Source organism: Stutzerimonas stutzeri (genome assembly GCF_018138085.1).
GTDB classification, from domain to species: Bacteria; Pseudomonadota; Gammaproteobacteria; order Pseudomonadales; family Pseudomonadaceae; genus Stutzerimonas; species Stutzerimonas stutzeri_AI.
In genome coordinates this window covers 1,330,021-1,345,971 of sequence record NZ_CP073105.1, presented here as the reverse complement: position 1 = coordinate 1,345,971, position 15,951 = coordinate 1,330,021, and the positions used below count along the sequence as shown (strand labels likewise).

Annotated in this window: 16 protein-coding genes; 5 read left to right on the top strand and 11 right to left on the bottom strand. The window is 62.6% G+C overall.

Annotated elements, in window-relative coordinates; translation table 11 throughout:
• Positions 1 to 103 precede the first annotated feature (103 nt).
• The 4 genes from KCX70_RS06390 (at position 104) to KCX70_RS06375 (ending at position 3,774) form a co-directional block, all read left to right on the top strand.
• A complete protein-coding gene (locus KCX70_RS06390; protein WP_249121703.1) occupies positions 104 to 1,162 on the top strand; it encodes an NAD(P)-dependent alcohol dehydrogenase in 1,059 nt (352 codons plus the stop codon).
• Between the two features lie 92 nt (positions 1,163 to 1,254).
• Entirely contained in the window at positions 1,255 to 2,109 is an 855-nt protein-coding gene (locus tag KCX70_RS06385) for a carboxylate/amino acid/amine transporter (protein WP_212619619.1), read from the top strand.
• Positions 2,110 to 2,214: 105 nt separating this feature from the next.
• The gene (locus KCX70_RS06380; protein WP_102847630.1) at positions 2,215 to 2,946 is read left to right on the top strand and encodes an endonuclease; all 732 of its coding nucleotides are present in this window, start codon (positions 2,215 to 2,217) and stop codon (positions 2,944 to 2,946) included.
• 201 nt (positions 2,947 to 3,147) lie between these two features.
• Positions 3,148 to 3,774 carry a DUF2238 domain-containing protein gene (locus KCX70_RS06375; protein WP_212619618.1) on the top strand — a complete coding sequence of 209 codons (627 nt, stop codon included), beginning with the start codon at positions 3,148 to 3,150 and terminating at the stop codon, positions 3,772 to 3,774.
• Between the two features lie 28 nt (positions 3,775 to 3,802).
• Here KCX70_RS06375 and KCX70_RS06370 read toward each other — a convergent pair whose 3' ends face one another.
• Together KCX70_RS06370 and KCX70_RS06365 are read right to left on the bottom strand one after the other, a co-directional pair.
• The gene (locus tag KCX70_RS06370; RefSeq protein WP_212619617.1) at positions 3,803 to 4,597 is read right to left on the bottom strand and encodes an amidohydrolase; all 795 of its coding nucleotides are present in this window, start codon (positions 4,595 to 4,597) and stop codon (positions 3,803 to 3,805) included.
• Positions 4,585 to 5,730 carry a pyridoxal phosphate-dependent aminotransferase gene (locus KCX70_RS06365; RefSeq protein ID WP_212619616.1) on the bottom strand — a complete coding sequence of 382 codons (1,146 nt, stop codon included), beginning with the start codon at positions 5,728 to 5,730 and terminating at the stop codon, positions 4,585 to 4,587. The genes KCX70_RS06370 and KCX70_RS06365 overlap by 13 nt, the downstream gene beginning before the upstream one ends.
• Before the next feature lie 167 nt (positions 5,731 to 5,897).
• Here KCX70_RS06365 and cysE point away from each other — a divergent pair, with 167 nt between their 5' ends.
• Positions 5,898 to 6,689, top strand: a complete 792-nt coding sequence (gene cysE / locus KCX70_RS06360) for a serine O-acetyltransferase (RefSeq protein WP_212619615.1) — start codon at positions 5,898 to 5,900, stop codon at positions 6,687 to 6,689.
• A gap of 6 nt (positions 6,690 to 6,695) precedes the next feature.
• Here cysE and der read toward each other — a convergent pair whose 3' ends face one another.
• The 9 genes from der to ndk all read right to left on the bottom strand — a co-directional run bounded on the left by der (position 6,696) and on the right by ndk (position 15,898).
• Positions 6,696 to 8,189, bottom strand: a complete 1,494-nt coding sequence (der, locus tag KCX70_RS06355) for a ribosome biogenesis GTPase Der (protein WP_212619614.1) — start codon at positions 8,187 to 8,189, stop codon at positions 6,696 to 6,698.
• A gap of 105 nt (positions 8,190 to 8,294) precedes the next feature.
• A complete protein-coding gene (gene bamB, locus KCX70_RS06350; protein ID WP_212619613.1) occupies positions 8,295 to 9,443 on the bottom strand; it encodes an outer membrane protein assembly factor BamB in 1,149 nt (382 codons plus the stop codon).
• A 4-nt stretch (positions 9,444 to 9,447) separates the two neighbouring features.
• Complete coding sequence (locus KCX70_RS06345) at positions 9,448 to 10,089, bottom strand: YfgM family protein (RefSeq protein ID WP_021209479.1); 642 nt, start codon at positions 10,087 to 10,089, stop codon at positions 9,448 to 9,450.
• 40 nt (positions 10,090 to 10,129) lie between these two features.
• On the bottom strand, positions 10,130 to 11,413 hold the full coding sequence (hisS, locus tag KCX70_RS06340; RefSeq protein WP_212619612.1) for a histidine--tRNA ligase: 1,284 nt from the start codon (positions 11,411 to 11,413) through the stop codon (positions 10,130 to 10,132).
• A 13-nt stretch (positions 11,414 to 11,426) separates the two neighbouring features.
• Entirely contained in the window at positions 11,427 to 12,539 is a 1,113-nt protein-coding gene (ispG, locus tag KCX70_RS06335; protein ID WP_021209481.1) for a flavodoxin-dependent (E)-4-hydroxy-3-methylbut-2-enyl-diphosphate synthase, read from the bottom strand.
• Between the two features lie 2 nt (positions 12,540 to 12,541).
• The gene (locus tag KCX70_RS06330) at positions 12,542 to 13,528 is read right to left on the bottom strand and encodes a RodZ domain-containing protein (protein ID WP_212619611.1); all 987 of its coding nucleotides are present in this window, start codon (positions 13,526 to 13,528) and stop codon (positions 12,542 to 12,544) included.
• Positions 13,525 to 14,283, bottom strand: coding sequence for a type IV pilus biogenesis/stability protein PilW (gene pilW / locus KCX70_RS06325; RefSeq protein ID WP_031311190.1), 759 nt, complete (start codon positions 14,281 to 14,283; stop codon positions 13,525 to 13,527). The genes KCX70_RS06330 and pilW overlap by 4 nt, the downstream gene beginning before the upstream one ends.
• 14 nt (positions 14,284 to 14,297) lie before the next feature.
• Positions 14,298 to 15,446 (bottom strand): 23S rRNA (adenine(2503)-C(2))-methyltransferase RlmN, encoded by a 1,149-nt coding sequence (gene rlmN / locus KCX70_RS06320; protein WP_021209484.1) that lies wholly within the window; start codon positions 15,444 to 15,446, stop codon positions 14,298 to 14,300.
• 20 nt (positions 15,447 to 15,466) lie between these two features.
• Positions 15,467 to 15,898 (bottom strand): nucleoside-diphosphate kinase, encoded by a 432-nt coding sequence (ndk, locus tag KCX70_RS06315; RefSeq protein WP_021209485.1) that lies wholly within the window; start codon positions 15,896 to 15,898, stop codon positions 15,467 to 15,469.
• Positions 15,899 to 15,951 lie beyond the last annotated feature (53 nt).

Genomic DNA, 15,951 nt, shown 5'->3' with positions numbered 1-15,951 from the left:
CCGTTCCTGCAGGAACGCATCATTCACCAGCAGAATCGTGCAACCGCTCCGCGCCCTGCGGCACTAGGATTGGCTCTTCCGTCAGACCAGCCCTGGAGCCGCCATGAGCAATGCCATCGGTTATGCCGCCCACGATCCGAGCACGCCGCTCGTTCCCTATTCCTTCACCCGCCGCGATGTCGGGCCGAACGATGTGAAGATCGACATTCTCTACTGTGGCGTCTGCCACTCCGATCTGCATACCGCCCGCAACGAATGGAACAACACGCTCTACCCCTCGGTCCCCGGCCACGAGATCGTCGGGCGAGTCACCGCCGTCGGTGAGGCGGTCAGCCGCTTCAAGGTCGGCGACATCGCCGGCGTCGGCTGCCTGGTCGACAGCTGCCGGACCTGCCCGTCCTGCGGCGAAGGGCTGGAGCAATATTGTGAGAACGGCTTCACCGGCACCTACAACGGCCCGGCATTCGGCGGCGGCGAGAACACCCTGGGCGGCTACTCGGACAACATCGTGGTGGACCAGCATTTCGTCCTGCGCATCTCGCACGACGAAGCCAGCCTGGCCGCCGTCGCGCCGCTACTGTGCGCCGGCATTACCACTTATTCGCCGCTGCGCCAGTGGAAGGTCGGGCCCGGCCAGAAGGTCGGCGTGGTCGGCCTCGGTGGCCTGGGCCACATGGCGGTGAAGATCGCCAACGCCATGGGTGCCCACGTGGTGCTGTTCACTACCTCACCGGACAAGAAGGAAGACGCGCTGCGCCTCGGCGCCAGCGAAGTGGTGGTGTCGAAGAACCCGGACGAGATGGCCGCACACCTGAACAGCTTCGACTTCATCCTCAACACGGTCGCAGCGCCGCACAACCTCGATGCCTTCGTCGCGCTGCTCAAGCGTGACGCGACCATGACACTGGTCGGCGCGCCGGCATCGCCGCACCCCTCGCCCAGCGTGTTCGGCCTGATCTTCAAGCGTCGCCGCATCGCCGGCTCGCTGATCGGTGGCATCGAGGAGACCCAGGAGATGCTCGACTTCTGTGCCGAGCACGGCATCGTGTCAGACATCGAGATGATCAACATCCAGGACATCAACGACGCCTACGAGCGGATGCTCAAGAGCGACGTGAAGTACCGTTTCGTCATCGACATGGCCTCGCTCAAGTCTGCCTGACCCGGCGGCCTGCCCCTGCGCTGCGTGGGGGCAGGCCTTCCTTCTTTGCATCCAAGCGGCTATGGTCGCCGGCCTTCTGTTGAGGAGCCGGCATGCGCTACCTGGTCTTCGTCACCCTGCTTTGGGCCTATTCCTTCAACCTGATCGGTGCCTACCTCGCCGGCCAGGTGGACAGCTATTTCGCCGTGCTCACGCGAGTCGTCCTCGCCGGCCTCGTGTTTCTGCCATTGACGCGCTGGCGCGGCGTGGCGCCGGGCTTCATCGGAGGCGTCACGCTGGTTGGCGCCCTGCAGTTCGGCGTCACCTATCTCTGCCTCTATCTGAGTTTCAACGTACTGACGGTGGCCGAAGTGCTGCTGTTCACGGTGCTGACGCCGCTGCACGTCACGCTGATCGACGACGCGCTCAACCGCCGCTTCAATCCCTGGGCGCTGGTGGCCGCGGCCGTGGCGGTGCTCGGCGCCGGGCTGATTCGCTACGACGGCGTCTCCGCTGACTTCCTCGGCGGTTTCCTGCTGATGCAGCTGGCAAACTTCACCTTCGCCGCCGGCCAGGTCGGTTACAAGCATCTGGCGCGACGCTATCCATCGGACATTCCGCTGCATCGCCGCTTCGGCTACTTCTTCCTCGGCGCGCTGGTGATCGTATTGCCGGCTTGGTTGCTGTTCGGCAATCCCGAGAAACTGCCAACGACCCCCAGCCAGTGGGGCGTGCTGGTGTGGATGGGCGTGCTGGCCACGGCGCTGGGGCAGTTCTGCTGGAACAAGGGCGCCACGCTGGTCGACGCCGGCACCTTGGCCGTGATGAACAACATGGCGGTGCCGGTCGGGCTGATTCTCAATCTGCTGTTCTGGGATACCGATGCCGATCTGCTGCGCCTGACCCTCGGCGGGCTGATCATCCTCGCCTCGCTGCGGATCAATCGACTGGGCCGACGAACGGCTTGAAAAAACGGCGTAACTCTTTGTTTTGCAAGTGATTAGTTGTCTTCGTATCGGTAAGATCTCGACGCCCCGCATGGATGCTTTTCTCAGTTCGTCGTCGAGATCTCCATGCGCCGCACCAGCCTGTTTCTGCTCGTCCTGCTTTTCGCTTCCTCCGCTCATGCCGATGCCCCACGCACCTTCCGCGAAGCGAAGCGGTTGGCCTGGCAGATCTATGCCGAACGGCCAGTCGATTTCTACTGCGGCTGCCGCTTCGAGGGCAAACGGATAGACCTGGGCAGCTGCGGCTACGTCCCGCGCAAGCAGCCCAAACGCGCTGCGCGCGTGGAATGGGAACACATCGTCCCAGCCTGGGTGATCGGCCATCAGCGCCAATGCTGGCAGCAGGGTGGGCGCAAGCACTGCACCTCGAGCGATCCGGTGTTCAGCAAGGCCGAGGCCGATCTGCACAACCTCGTCCCTGTGGTCGGCGAGGTCAATGGCGACCGCAGCAACTACGGGTTCGGCATGCTCAGCGAGAAGCCGACCCAATACGGCGCCTGTCCCTTTGTGGTGAACTTCAAGCAGCGCACCGCCATGCCTGCCATTTACAGCCGGGGCGCCATCGCGCGGACCTACCTGTACATGAGCGAGCGCTATGGCCTGCGCCTGTCGAAGCAGGATCGGCGGCTGTACGACATCTGGAACCGCCAGTATCCGGTCAGCGAGTGGGAGCGCTGGCGCAACCGCAGCGTGGCCTGCGTGCAGGGCAACGCCAACACGTTCGTCGGGCCGGTGGATCTCGGCCGTTGCGCCAGTTCGGTGGCTCGTGCGCCCGCTAAACGCGCCGGAAGGAGCTGACCGGACCAACGCCGTGCCAGCCTCGCACGAGTTTCCAACCCACCGGAGGCATCTCGCCGCGCCTGCCCGGAAACACGGACACGCCTTTGGCATAGCGATGCGCACACGCGCGACGCAACGCTTACCGCGGTTATTGCAACGATTGCACGTCGACGGCGGAACGCTGCATGCTGGGCCATCTCAACGCGACGGCTCTCTACCATGCAAGACAAGTCCCTCCACTGCACCTTGGCGCTGATCGTGCTCCTGGCGCTCGTCGTCTCCGGGATAGCCCCCTACGACCGAGCCACCTGGCTGCTGGAAGTCGCACCGGTGCTGATCGCCTTTCCGCTCTTGCTATGGACCTACCAGCGCTTCGCCTTGACCCGCCTGCTTTACGTGATCATTGCGCTGCATGCGTTGGTGCTGATCCTCGGCGGCGCCTATACCTATGCCCGGGTGCCGCCGGGATTCTGGGTACAGGACCTGTTCGAGCTCAGCCGCAATCCATACGACAAGCTCGGGCATTTCTTCCAGGGCGTGACGCCTGCCCTGCTGGCCCGGGAAGTACTGTTGCGCCGCGGCTTCGTCGTACCGGGCAAGATGCTCGGGTTCCTGGCGATTTGCGTCGCCCTGGCATTCAGCGCCTTCTACGAACTGATCGAATGGTGGGTGGCGCTGCTGGCCGGCCAGGGGGCGGAGGATTTCCTCGGCACCCAGGGCGACCCCTGGGATACCCAGTCGGACATGCTGATGGCGCTGCTCGGCGCCCTGCTCTCCGTCATCGCGCTGGCAGGCCTGCAGGATCGCCAGATCGTCCGCCTGGCGAAGGCCGACTCGGTACGCTAGCCGTCGCGCTAACGTCTATCCGGCACGGCTAGAGCGTTAGCTCGAAGGCATCACCGTCGTGGTAGGCCGGGAACTTGCTGCGATACGCGGCCAGGTCTCGACCCCGCAACGTCGCTCGAAAGACACCGTCGCCGTCCCCTGCTTCCAGCAGCGGGTCGCCGAGATAGTCCAGCACCTGGCTGTCGCCGCTGTAGGGATAGCCCTTGCCGTCTTCACCGATCCGGTTAACCGCTGCGACGTAGCACAGGTTCTCGATCGCTCGCGCCGGCAGCAGGCGGTTCCAGGCGTTACGGCGAGCGGCAGGCCAGTTAGCCGTGTAGAGCAGCAGGTCGGTGTCATGCGGGTCGCGGCTCCAGACCGGGAAACGCAGGTCGTAGCAGATCAGCGGACGTACGTGCCAGCCATTGAGTTCGAACAGCGCCTGTTGCTCGCCCGCGGTGTAGTGTTTGTGCTCGCCGGCCATGCGAAACAGATGACGCTTGTCGTAGTGGGAAATCTCGCCGTTCGGCCGCACCCAGAGCAGACGGTTGCGATGGCTGCCGTCTGCCGCCTCGATGATCACGCTACCGGTCACCACCGCATCCAGACGCGCCGCCTGCTCGCGCATCCACACGTAGGTCGGCCCCTCCTCGGGCTCGGCCAGTTCGGCGGAGCTCATTGAGAATGCGGTGGTGAACATTTCCGGCAGGACGATCAGGTCAGCGCCGCGAGCGCGCTCCATCAGATCGACGAATCGCTCGCGGTTGGCTGCGGCGTCCTGCCAGACGAGCGAGGTCTGGATCAGCGCCAACTCGAGGTCGGGAAGGTTGTTCAGATCGCGCATAGTCGTTCCGCTGCCTGACGCAGCGTCTCCTCTCGTTTGGCGAAGCAGAAGCGGATCAGCCGCGATTCCTCAGGCGGCGTCTGATAGAACACGGAGATCGGAATGCTCGCCACTCCATGCTCGCGGGTCAGCCACTCGGCCATGGCAACATCGCTGAGATCGGGTCGAATCGCCGAATAGTCCGCCAACTGGAAATAGGTGCCCGCCGCGCGGGTGAAACTGAAACGCGAGCCGGCCAGCAGATTGCAGAACAGGTCGCGCTTGGCCTGATAGAAACCTGGAAGTTCGCTGAGGTGTTCGGGGTGCGCGGCCATGAAGTCGGCCAGCGCCCATTGCAGCGGCGTAACGCCGGTGAAGCTGACGTACTGATGAACCTTGCGCAGCTCGCTGCTCAACGCCGCCGGCGCGACCACATAACCCGTCTTCCAGCCGGTGACGTGATAGGTCTTGCCGAACGAGCTGACAACGAAGGCTCGCTGATAAAGCTCGTCATGACGCAACACGCTGGCGTGCTCGCGCCCGTCGAACACCAGATGTTCATAGACTTCATCGCTGAGCAGGTAGATATCCCGGTCACGTATCAGCTCGGCCAGCCTTTGCAGGTCCGCCATGTCGATCAGCGCGCCGCTCGGGTTATGCGGTGTGTTCAGGACGATCATCCGCGTGCGCGGCGTGATCGCATCGGCCAGCCGCTGCCAGTCGATGACGAAATCCGGCAGGCTCAGCGCCTGGTGGATGCAGGTCCCGCCAGCCAGCTCCACGGCGGGCTCGTAACTGTCATAGCAGGGGTCGAAGACGATCACCTCATCGCCCGGACGAACCACGGCATGGATCGCACAGAAAATCGCCTGGGTCGCGCCCGGCGTGATGGTGACATCCGCATCGGCGTCGACCTGTCGACCATAGAGCGATGCCACCTTGGCAGCGACCTGCTCGCGCAGCGCCGGTAGCCCGGTCATCGGAGCGTACTGGTTGTGGCCTGCCATGACATGCCGAGCCACCGCTTCACGCAGCGCATCGGGCCCATCGAAATCAGGGAAACCCTGGGACAGATTCAGCGCGCCGGTCTGCATGGCCAGCTGTGACATGGTGGTGAAGATGGTGGTGCCGACATTGGGCAATTTACTGAGCATGGCCGCCTTCCAACAAGCCTGCCGTACGGGGCTGCGGCAGGGCAAAACAGGATAGCCGATCACGGCGGCTCAATACGAGCCGGCCCGAGCCGCACCACCGGCTGTTACAGTGATGCCGAAACGAGCCCTCTACAGGTCTCGCGCCTCGATGCCGCGAAGGAGCCCCTATGCCGACCCAAGCCACCGACACCCGCTGGGACGAACTGCGCAACCAGGCCGACCGTGCCATCCAGACCGAACCAACCCTCGCCGAGCTCTTTCGACAGACCATCGTCCAGCAGCCGGATTTTGGCTGCGCGCTGGCCCATCGGATCAGCAAAGTGCTGGCCGGCGCATCGGAGCGGCCGGAAACGCTGTTCGAGCGGTTCGCCAGCGCCCATCGTCAGGCCCCGTCGCTGGCCGAACAGGCTTGGCGTGACCTGCAGGCGATCGTCAGCCGCGACCCTGCTTTCGATACGGCGCTGGAGGTGTTCCTGTTCTCGAAGGGCTTCCTTGCGCTGCAGGCCTACCGAGTCGGCCATCACCTGCAGCAGCGCGGAGAGCGTTTGCTGGCCCTGTTCATCCAGGCACGCTGCAACGAACGGCTGGCCATCGATATCAACCCGGCCAGCCGGATAGGCAGCGGCATAATGCTCGACCACGGGACAGGCATCGTCATCGGGGAAACCGCCGAGGTGGGCGACGACGTCTCGATCCTCCAGGGCGTGACTTTGGGAGGGACCGGCAAGGAAAGCGGGAATCGCCACCCGAAGGTCCGCAGTGGGGTGATGATCGGCGCGGGCGCGAAGATACTCGGCAATATCGAAATCGGCGAAGGCGCCAAGGTCGGCGCCGGCAGCGTCGTGCTGCAACCCGTGCCGCCCCACACTACGGTGGTGGGAAATCCGGCACGCCAGGCCGGCAAGCCAAAGCATGCGCGCCCGGCGCTGGATATGGACCAGACGCTCGACGAAGGCTGAATCCAATCAGCGCTTCTTGTCGCGACGCTTCTTCTCGGCCTTCTTGTGGTGCGACATGAGCCTGCGCTTCTTGTTCACCTGGCGGTCAGTGAGGGTGTTCTTCTTGCCCTCGAACGGGTTCTCACTGCCCTTGTACTCGATACGGATCGGCGTACCCACCAGCTTCAGCACACGCCGATAGGTGTTCTCCAGATAGCGCGTGTAGGACTTGGGGATGGCGTCGACCTGGTTGCCGTGAATCACGATCAGCGGCGGGTTGGCGCCGCCCAGGTGAGCGTAACGCAGCTTGATGCGACGGCTGGCCACCATCGGCGGTGCATGCTCGCGCACGGCGTCTTCGAGAATCTGCGTCAGACGGCTGGTGGGCCAGCGTGTGACGGCGGAAGTGAACGAGGCCTGCACCGACTTGTATAGATTGCCGACGCCGGTGCCGTGCTTGGCGGAGATGAAATGGATGTCGGCGAACTCGACGAAGAACAACCGGCGCTCGAGCTCGGTCTTGACGTAGTCGCGCTCGCTCGGCTCCATGCCGTCCCACTTGTTCAGCGCGATCACCAGAGCCCGGCCGCTGTCGAGGACGAAGCCGAGCAGGTTGAGGTCATGCTCGACCACGCCTTCGCGCGCATCCATGACGAAGATCACCACGTTGGCGTCCTGGATCGCCTGCAGCGTCTTGACCACGGAGAACTTCTCCACCGCCTCGAAGATCTTGCCGCGGCGACGCACGCCAGCGGTATCGATCAGGGTGTATTTCTCGTCGCCCCGCTCGAACGGGATATAGATGCTGTCGCGCGTCGTGCCGGCCTGATCGTAGACGATGACCCGCTCTTCGCCGAGCATGCGGTTGACCAGGGTCGACTTGCCGACATTGGGCCGGCCGATGATGGCGATCTTGATGCCGTCCTTTTCGCTCGGCCCGGGGATGCGCTTGAGCTCCTGCCCTTCGGCGACCACCTCGCCCTCTTCGGCCTCACCTTCGCCTTCGGCTTCGGTTGCCTCGGCGTTGTCCTTGGGAAAGGCACCGAGCGCTTGCTCCAGCATATGGCTGATGCCACGACCGTGAGCAGCGGCAATCGGCAAGGCATCGCCTAGCCCCAGCGGACTGAACTCGGCCCGTGCAATATCCGGGTCAATGCTGTCGACCTTGTTGGCGACGAGGAAGTGGCGCTTGTTCATCTTGCGCAGGTGCTCGGCGATCATCTGGTCGCCCGGAGTCATGCCGGCACGCGCATCGACCATGAACATCACCGCATCGGCTTCCTGCATCGCCTGTAGCGACTGCTCAGCCATCTTGGCGTCGATGCCTTCTTCGTCTCCGGTCAACCCTCCGGTATCGATGACAATGTAGGTGCGACCTTGCCACTTGGCCTCGCCATACTGGCGATCACGAGTCAGACCGGCGTACTCCGCGACAATGGCGTCACGGCTCTTGGTCAGACGATTGAACAGGGTGGATTTGCCAACGTTAGGGCGACCCACCAGGGCGATTACGGGAACCATGCGGCTCTCCACTGCGATATTTCAGAAAACACGAAGGCCGCTGCAAGGCAGCGGCCGTATATCAAGCGCTCCGCCACGGCGGAACGGCAGGCGTCAATGGAGCTGTCAGTCCGCCTGGCGAATGGTCAAGGCGACCAGCTTGCCGCCATTACCATAGGCATACAGCCAGTCCCCTTCGACGACCGGCCGCGCACGGACACCGTCACTGTCGATTCGGGTACGAGCGACGAAACGGCCGTCGACCTGGCTGAGGAAGTGCAGATAGCCTTCCTTATCGCCCACCACCACGTAACTAGAGAACACCGCTGGCGCCGACAACTGTCGGCGCAACAGCGAGTCGTTACTCCAGAGCACAGTAGTCGAACGCTCGTCGATGCCCAGCACGGTGCCATCCGCCTGGCTGACATATACGCTGCCATAGCCCAGCGCAACACCGGTCGCCGTCGACGCATCTCGCTGCCAGAGAATCCGCCCGCTCTCCAGATCAAGTGCGGCAGCGCGGCCCTGGAAGGACGCAACGTAAAGCGTGCCACCGGAGAGCAGCAGCCCGCCGTCGATATCAACGACACGCTCGAGCTCCGAACGGCCCTGGGGAACGGCGACGCGCTGCTCCCAAACCGGCAGGCCGCGGCGGGTATCGAGGGCCACCACCTTGCCGCTGGACAGGCCGGCTACCGCCAGCTGATTGGTCAGCAGCGGCGCACCGGTTCCACGCAACGTCAGCACCGCAGGCGAGCTTTCGTAGCTCCAGCGCTGGGCACCGGTGTCGATTTCGAGCGCGATGACCCTATCGTCCTGGGTCTGAACCACAACCACATCGCCATTGACGGCAGGCGCGGCGAGCACTTCGCTGCTGACCTGGCTGCGCCAGCGTTCTTCGCCGGTCGAGACATCCAGCGCCAGCACTTCACCGCGCAAGGTGCCGACCAGAACCAGGCCGTAGCCGGCGCCAACCGCGCCCGAGATCGGCACGTCCAGATCCTGCTTCCAGTTGACCTTGCCGGTCGTGCGATCCATGGCCACCACTAGCCCGTCGACGTCGGCGGCGAAAATCTCGTTGCCGTATACGACAGGGGTCAGGAGGTTATAGGTCTCGCCTTGTCCGTCGCCGATCGAGCGGCTCCACTCTTCTTTCAGCTGAATCTCGGCGTCGAACTTGACCAGCTCGGCCGGCTCAGGTTCTTTCTTGCCATTGCTGCTACAACCAGCAGCCAGGACGGCCAGGGTCAGCAGTGCTGCAGTTTTCCAACGCATCAGTTCACGCCTCTCCACGAGCCAGGTCGTCCAGTTTCAACTGCAGGCCGCCGATTGCGGCATCCTGCGACAGCAAATCTTTCGCCTTGGAATAGGCCGCCTGAGCTTCATCCGGGCGATTCAGCTGGACGAGCAGGTCGCCTCTGAGTTCTTCGCGGCTGGCAGCAAACGCCTTCACGGCATCGCCCTTCAGCAGCGCCAGCGCCTCTTCGGCCTTGTCCTGCGCAGCCAGTACACGAGCCAGACGCTGGCGGGCGAGCTCTTCGAGCGTCTTGTCGGCAGGGCTGTCCAGCACACTGCGCAGGTTCGTTGCAGCCTCGTCGAGGCGACCTGTCTCCACCGCTACCTTGGCCAAGAAGAGACTGCCGTACTGAGCGTAGTGCGAACCGGAAAACTCCTTCTGCAACAGATTGCCCAGTCGTGAGACTTCGGCCGTATCAGCCCCGCTCTCGGCCAGCGCGACGTTAAGCAATTGCTGATACAGCGCCGAGGCCGCCTGGGCCTGGTTGAGCTGATGCTTCTGCCAGAACTGCCAGCCAAACACCACCACCAGCGCAAGTGCGCCCCCTAACAGCAAGGGCTTGCCGTTGCGCTGCCACCACTCCTTGATTTGCGCCAGCTGTTCTTCTTCGGTACCCGAGGTCACACTGTCACTCCTTACAATCGCTGAATTCAGGCCAGTCCGCTCAAGCCAGACAGGCAGCCAGACGCTCGGGTAGAGCATCCCAGGCAATGCTTTGTTGTTCGCTGTCGTCACGCAGCGGCTTGCAACCTACCACGCGCCCTGCCAGTTCGTCGTCACCCAGAATCAGTGCATAACGCGCACCGCTCTTGTCGGCCTTCTTGAACTGGCTCTTGAAACTACCGCCACCGGCATTGACCAGTAGGCGAAGGCCCGGCAAGGCATCGCGCAGCCGCTCGGCAAGGCCCAGGGCCGCGAGTTCGGCAGCCTCGCCGAAGGCGCAAATGAACGCATGCGCCGGTTGATTCAGCTCCTCCGGAACCAGTTCCAAGGTTTCCAGCAGCAGCACCAGACGCTCGATCCCCATGGCGAAACCGACACCCGGCGTGGGCTTGCCACCGAACTGGCTGACCAGGCCGTCATAGCGACCACCTGCACAGACGGTCCCCTGCGCGCCCAACTTGTCGGTGACCCATTCGAAGACGGTACGACCGTAATAATCCAGGCCGCGCACCAGCTTCGGGTTGATCTGATAGTTGATCCCGGCCGCCTCGAGACGCGCCTTGAGGCCTTCGAAGTGAGCCCGCGACTCGTCATCAAGGTAGTCATGCAGCGTCGGCGCATCGACCAGCAACGCCTGGGTCTGGGCATTCTTGCTATCCAGAATGCGCAGCGGGTTGGTGGTCAGTCGGCGCTGGCTGTCTTCGTCGAGCTGTTCGAAGTGCTGGCGCAGATAACCGACCAACGCGTCTCGGTAGGTCGCGCGAGCCTCACTGGAACCCAGGCTATTGAGCTGCAGCGTGACCGCGCTGGCCATCCCAAGGCGCTTCCAAAGCCGCGCGGTCAACACGATCAGCTCGGCATCGACATCCGGGCCCGGCTGATTGAAGACCTCCACGCCAATCTGATGGAACTGACGGTACCGCCCTTTTTGCGGCTTCTCGTAGCGAAACATCGGCCCCGCGTACCAGAGCTTCTGCACCTGACCGCCACCGGTCATGCCATGCTCGAGCACGGCGCGCACGCAACCGGCGGTGCCTTCGGGACGCAACGTCAGGGATTCTTCGTTACGGTCGAGGAAGGTATACATCTCCTTGTCGACCACATCGGTGCCCTCGCCGATGCCGCGTGCGAACAGATCGGTAAATTCGAGGATGGGCAAGCGGATTTCGCTATACCCGTAACTGTCGAGCAACTGCGCGAGGGTGGTTTCCAGGTAGCGCCAGACCGGCGTCTGGGCCGGCAGGATGTCGTTCATGCCACGGATGGCTTGCAGGGACTTGCTCAAATCGGTTCCTTAATCAGCTACGCAGGATCAGCGCGGCGTCGGCTTCAGCCTTTTCGCTGGCCTTGCGGCGGATCAGCTGCTCCAGCTCGTCGACCAGGTTTTCGTTATTCAGCTTCTGCGCGGGTTTGCCATCGATATAGATGAGGTTGTTAGGCGTACCGCCAGTCAGCCCGATATGCGCTTCCTTGGCCTCTCCCGGGCCATTGACGACGCAACCGATCACGGCAACGTCCATCGGAACCAGCAGGTCGTCGAGACGCCCTTCCAGTTCGTTCATGGTCTTGACCACGTCGAAGTTCTGCCGCGAGCAGCTGGGACAGGCGATGAAATTGATGCCGCGCGAGCGCAGACGCAACGACTTGAGGATGTCGAAACCGACCTTGATTTCCTCGACCGGATCGGCCGCCAGCGAAATACGGATGGTGTCGCCGATGCCCTCGGCAAGCAGCATACCCAGCCCGACCGCCGACTTCACCGTGCCCGAGCGCAAGCCGCCCGCTTCGGTGATGCCCAGATGCAGTGGTTGTTCGATCTTGTCCGCCAGCAAACGATAGGCCGCGACCGCCATGAACACGTCCGAGGCTTTCACGCTGACCTTGAAGTCAGGGAAATTCAGCCGATCGAGATGCTCGACATGCCGCAACGCGGACTCCACCAGCGCCTCGGGCGTCGGTTCGCCGTATTTCTTCTGCAGATCCTTCTCCAGCGAGCCGGCATTGACGCCAATGCGGATCGGGATACCGCGATCGCGTGCCGCTTCGACGACCGCTCGTACACGGTCCTCGCGGCCGATGTTGCCGGGGTTGATGCGCAGGCAATCGACCCCGAGTTCAGCGACCCGCAGCGCGATCTGGTAATCGAAGTGGATATCGGCCACCAACGGCAGGCCGACCCGCTGCTTGATCTTACCGAAGGCTTCGGCGGCTTCCATCGACGGTACCGAGACACGCACGATGTCGGCGCCGGCATGCTGCAGGCGCTCGATCTGGGCGACGGTCGCCTCGACATCGCAGGTTTCGGTGTTGGTCATGCTCTGCACCGCGATAGGCGCATCGCCACCGACCGGAACATTGCCGACCCAGATCTTTCGAGTGGGCCGGCGCTTGATAGGGGACTCGCTATGCATGATTACTGTCCGAGCTTGAGACGCGCAGTTTCGCCGCGCTTTTTGCCAGAAAGACTGACGGCTTCGCCGTTGAAGCTGACCTGCACTCCGGAGGCAAAGCCCAGATGCACGTCCATAGGGGTCTTGCCAACCAGCGTGCGGCTGCTACCAGCCTTGGCCAGGCCGCTATAGAGCACCTTGCCGTCAGCGTCGGTGATACGTGTCCAGCAGTCAGCGGTGTAGTCCAGCATTAGTCGTCCTTCGCCCGGAGCGACAGGTTCTGGCTCGGCGGGAGCGGCGGCGGTCTCCGTCACGGCAGGTTCGGGCTCGGCCACGGGAGCGGGTGCCGCCTCGGCCGGTTGCTCCGGTGCACTGGCTGCAGGCTGCTGCGCCTGCGGCAGGTTCATGTCATCGGTGGGCTGCGGGGCTTGATCCACCGGCTCTGCAGGCGAGCCGACCGACTCGTCTGCGGCAGGTTCATCCGCCTCGTCCGCCTCGTCCGCACGATCCAACAGATGGATCTCGGTCGTGCCGTCAGCCGCCTCGACTTCGATCCGCTCGAGAGCCGTAACCGAAGGTCCTGCCGCATTGCGCGCGGTACGATCCTGCCACCAGAGGTAAGCGCCCACCGCGATCACCAGCGTCAGCAACAAGGTGAAAAAACGCACCATGCTGCGCGAAAGGCGCACGGGTTCATCGATATGCCCCAGGCTGTTGACGCTGCTGCCGGTCGCATCGGTACCGGTATGTTGATCGAATTGCTGCACCAGCCGATTCTGATCCAACCCCAGCAACTTGGCATAGGCCCGGACATAGCCCCGGGCAAAGGTATGCCCTGGCATCTGGCTGAAGTCGCCTGCCTCGATCTGACTGAGTGAGCGCTCCGACAGGTTGAGCTGCTTGGCCACCGATGAAAGCGACCAGTTCTTGCTCTCGCGGGCGGCACGAAGGGTCTCGCCTGGATTGCCCAGGGGCGTCGGGGCAGCGGTCTCGGAATGGGGCGCTATCATCGTTGCTCCGAAAGAAACTGTTGATATTCAGGCGTGCCTGGGTAGAGGCGCTTGAGCTGCAATCCCAGGCTCGCCGCCTGGTCCCGGTCCTGATGGATTTTCGCCAGACGAATGCCCAGCAGCAGGCTGCGTGCAGTTTGCTCGGACAGGCTGCTGAACCCATCGTAATAACGCTTCGCCGGAACGTACTCCTTGTCTTCGTACGCCAATATCGCCAGCTCGAGAAGCGCGCGTGGCTGCCGGCTGTCGAGACGCAGGGCACGGGTAAAGTAGGTCTCGGCCTGTTCACGCTGGCCGAGCTTCAGGGCGGTCATGCCCATGTTCTGGAAGACATGTGAACGACCGGAGTAAAGGTTGTCTTCGGCGGCCTTGGAGAAGCGCTCCATGGCCTCTTCGTAGCGTTGCTGCTCGAACAAGAAACTACCGTAGTTGTTGAGGATGCGCGCGTCGTTGCGGCTCGACAACGCCTTGCGGTAATGCTCGTCGGCCAGCTGGTTCTCCATTTCGTTCTGGAACACCAGGGCCAGGGCCGCATGCGCGTCGGCGCTGTTGGGATCGATTTCCAGCGCCTTGCGCAGCGGCGTCTTTGCTCGCGACGACTCACCTTGCTGCAAATAGCCGATACCCAGCTGGATGTAGGCGTCTCGCGCCTCGTCGCGGCCTTCGGAAGTACGCATCGGATTGCCCGATCCCGAAGATACACAGCCAGCCATGAAGCCGGCGAGCAAGAACAGCAGCGCAACGCGCAGGATCATCAACAACATCCCCCTCAGGAACGATTCGTAGCGACGGGTGCCGGCACTGGCTCGGATTGCAGCTGCCGCACCGCGATGTAGCGCTCGCTTCGGCGTGTTCGATCCAGCACCTGCCCAACCAACTGGCCGCACGCGGCGTCGATGTCTTCGCCACGGGTGGTCCGCACCGTCACATTGTGCCCGGCTTTATGCAGGATGTCCTGAAAACGACGGATCGCATTGTTGCTCGGCCGCTCATATCCGGAATGCGGGAAGGGGTTGAACGGAATCAGATTGATCTTGCAGGGAATCTTCGCCAGCAATGCGACCATCTCTTCGGCATGCTCTGGCTGGTCGTTGACGCCCTGCAAGAGCGTGTATTCGATGGTGAGAACTCGCTTCTCGCCCAGGTTGGAAATGTAGCGTTGGCAGGCCGCCAACAGCACATCCAACGGATACTTCTTGTTGATCGGTACCAACTGGTCGCGCAGCGCATCGTTAGGCGCATGCAGCGAAAGCGCCAGAGAGACGTCGATCACCTTGGACAGCTCGTCGATCATCGGCACCACACCGGATGTCGAAAGCGTCACTTTGCGCTTGGAGATACCGTAACCGAGGTCGTCCATCATGATCTGCATGGCGGCGACGACGTTGTCGAAGTTCAGCAGCGGCTCGCCCATGCCCATCATGACGACGTTGGTGATGGCGCGATCGACCTTGGCCGGGATGGTGCCGAAGGACTTATTGGCGATCCACACCTGGCCGATCACCTCGGCGGCGGTAAGGTTGCTGTTGAAACCCTGCTTGCCGGTCGAGCAAAAGCTGCAATCCAGCGCACAGCCAGCCTGGGAAGAAACACAAAGCGTCCCTCGCCCACCTTGCGGAATATAGACGGTCTCTACACAGCTACCCGAAGCCACACGCACGACCCATTTACGGGTGCCGTCAGTGGAAATGTCCTCGCTGACGACTTCGGGGCCGCGAATTTCGGCGCAGGCCTTGAGCTTCTCGCGCAAGGCCTTGCCAATATTGCTCATGGCGTCGAAGTCATCGACGCCAAAATGGTGAATCCATTTCATCACCTGGCCGGCGCGAAAACGCTTCTCCCCAATCGAATCGAAGAAGCTTTCCAACTGAGGCTGGGTCAGCCCCAGCAGATTTACTTTACCGGTCATAGCGGTCATCTGGATTCACCTTCGCCTGATTAGCGAATGCGGGCACACACTTCGGTGGCGGAGAAGAAGTAAGCGATTTCGCGAGCCGCGGAAGCTTCGGAGTCCGAACCGTGAACAGCGTTCTCGTCGATGGAGACCGCGAAATCGGCGCGAATCGTGCCCGGAGCCGCTTCCTTGGGGTTGGTTGCGCCCATCAGCTCACGGTTCTTGGCGATGGCGTCTTCACCTTCGAGCACTTGGACGATGACCGGACCGGACACCATGAAGGCAACCAGGTCCTTGAAGAAGCCGCGTTCGCTGTGCTCGGCATAGAAACCGCCGGCTTCACGCTCGGACAGCTGAACCATCTTGGAAGCAACGACGCGCAGGCCTGCTTTTTCGAAACGGGAAGTGATTTCGCCGATAACGTTCTTGGCGACGGCGTCAGGCTTGATGATGGAGAAAGTGCGTTGCAGGGCCATTTAAAACTCCGAAAAGGATGGGGTTAAAGCGAACGAGTAAACCCGCGAATTAT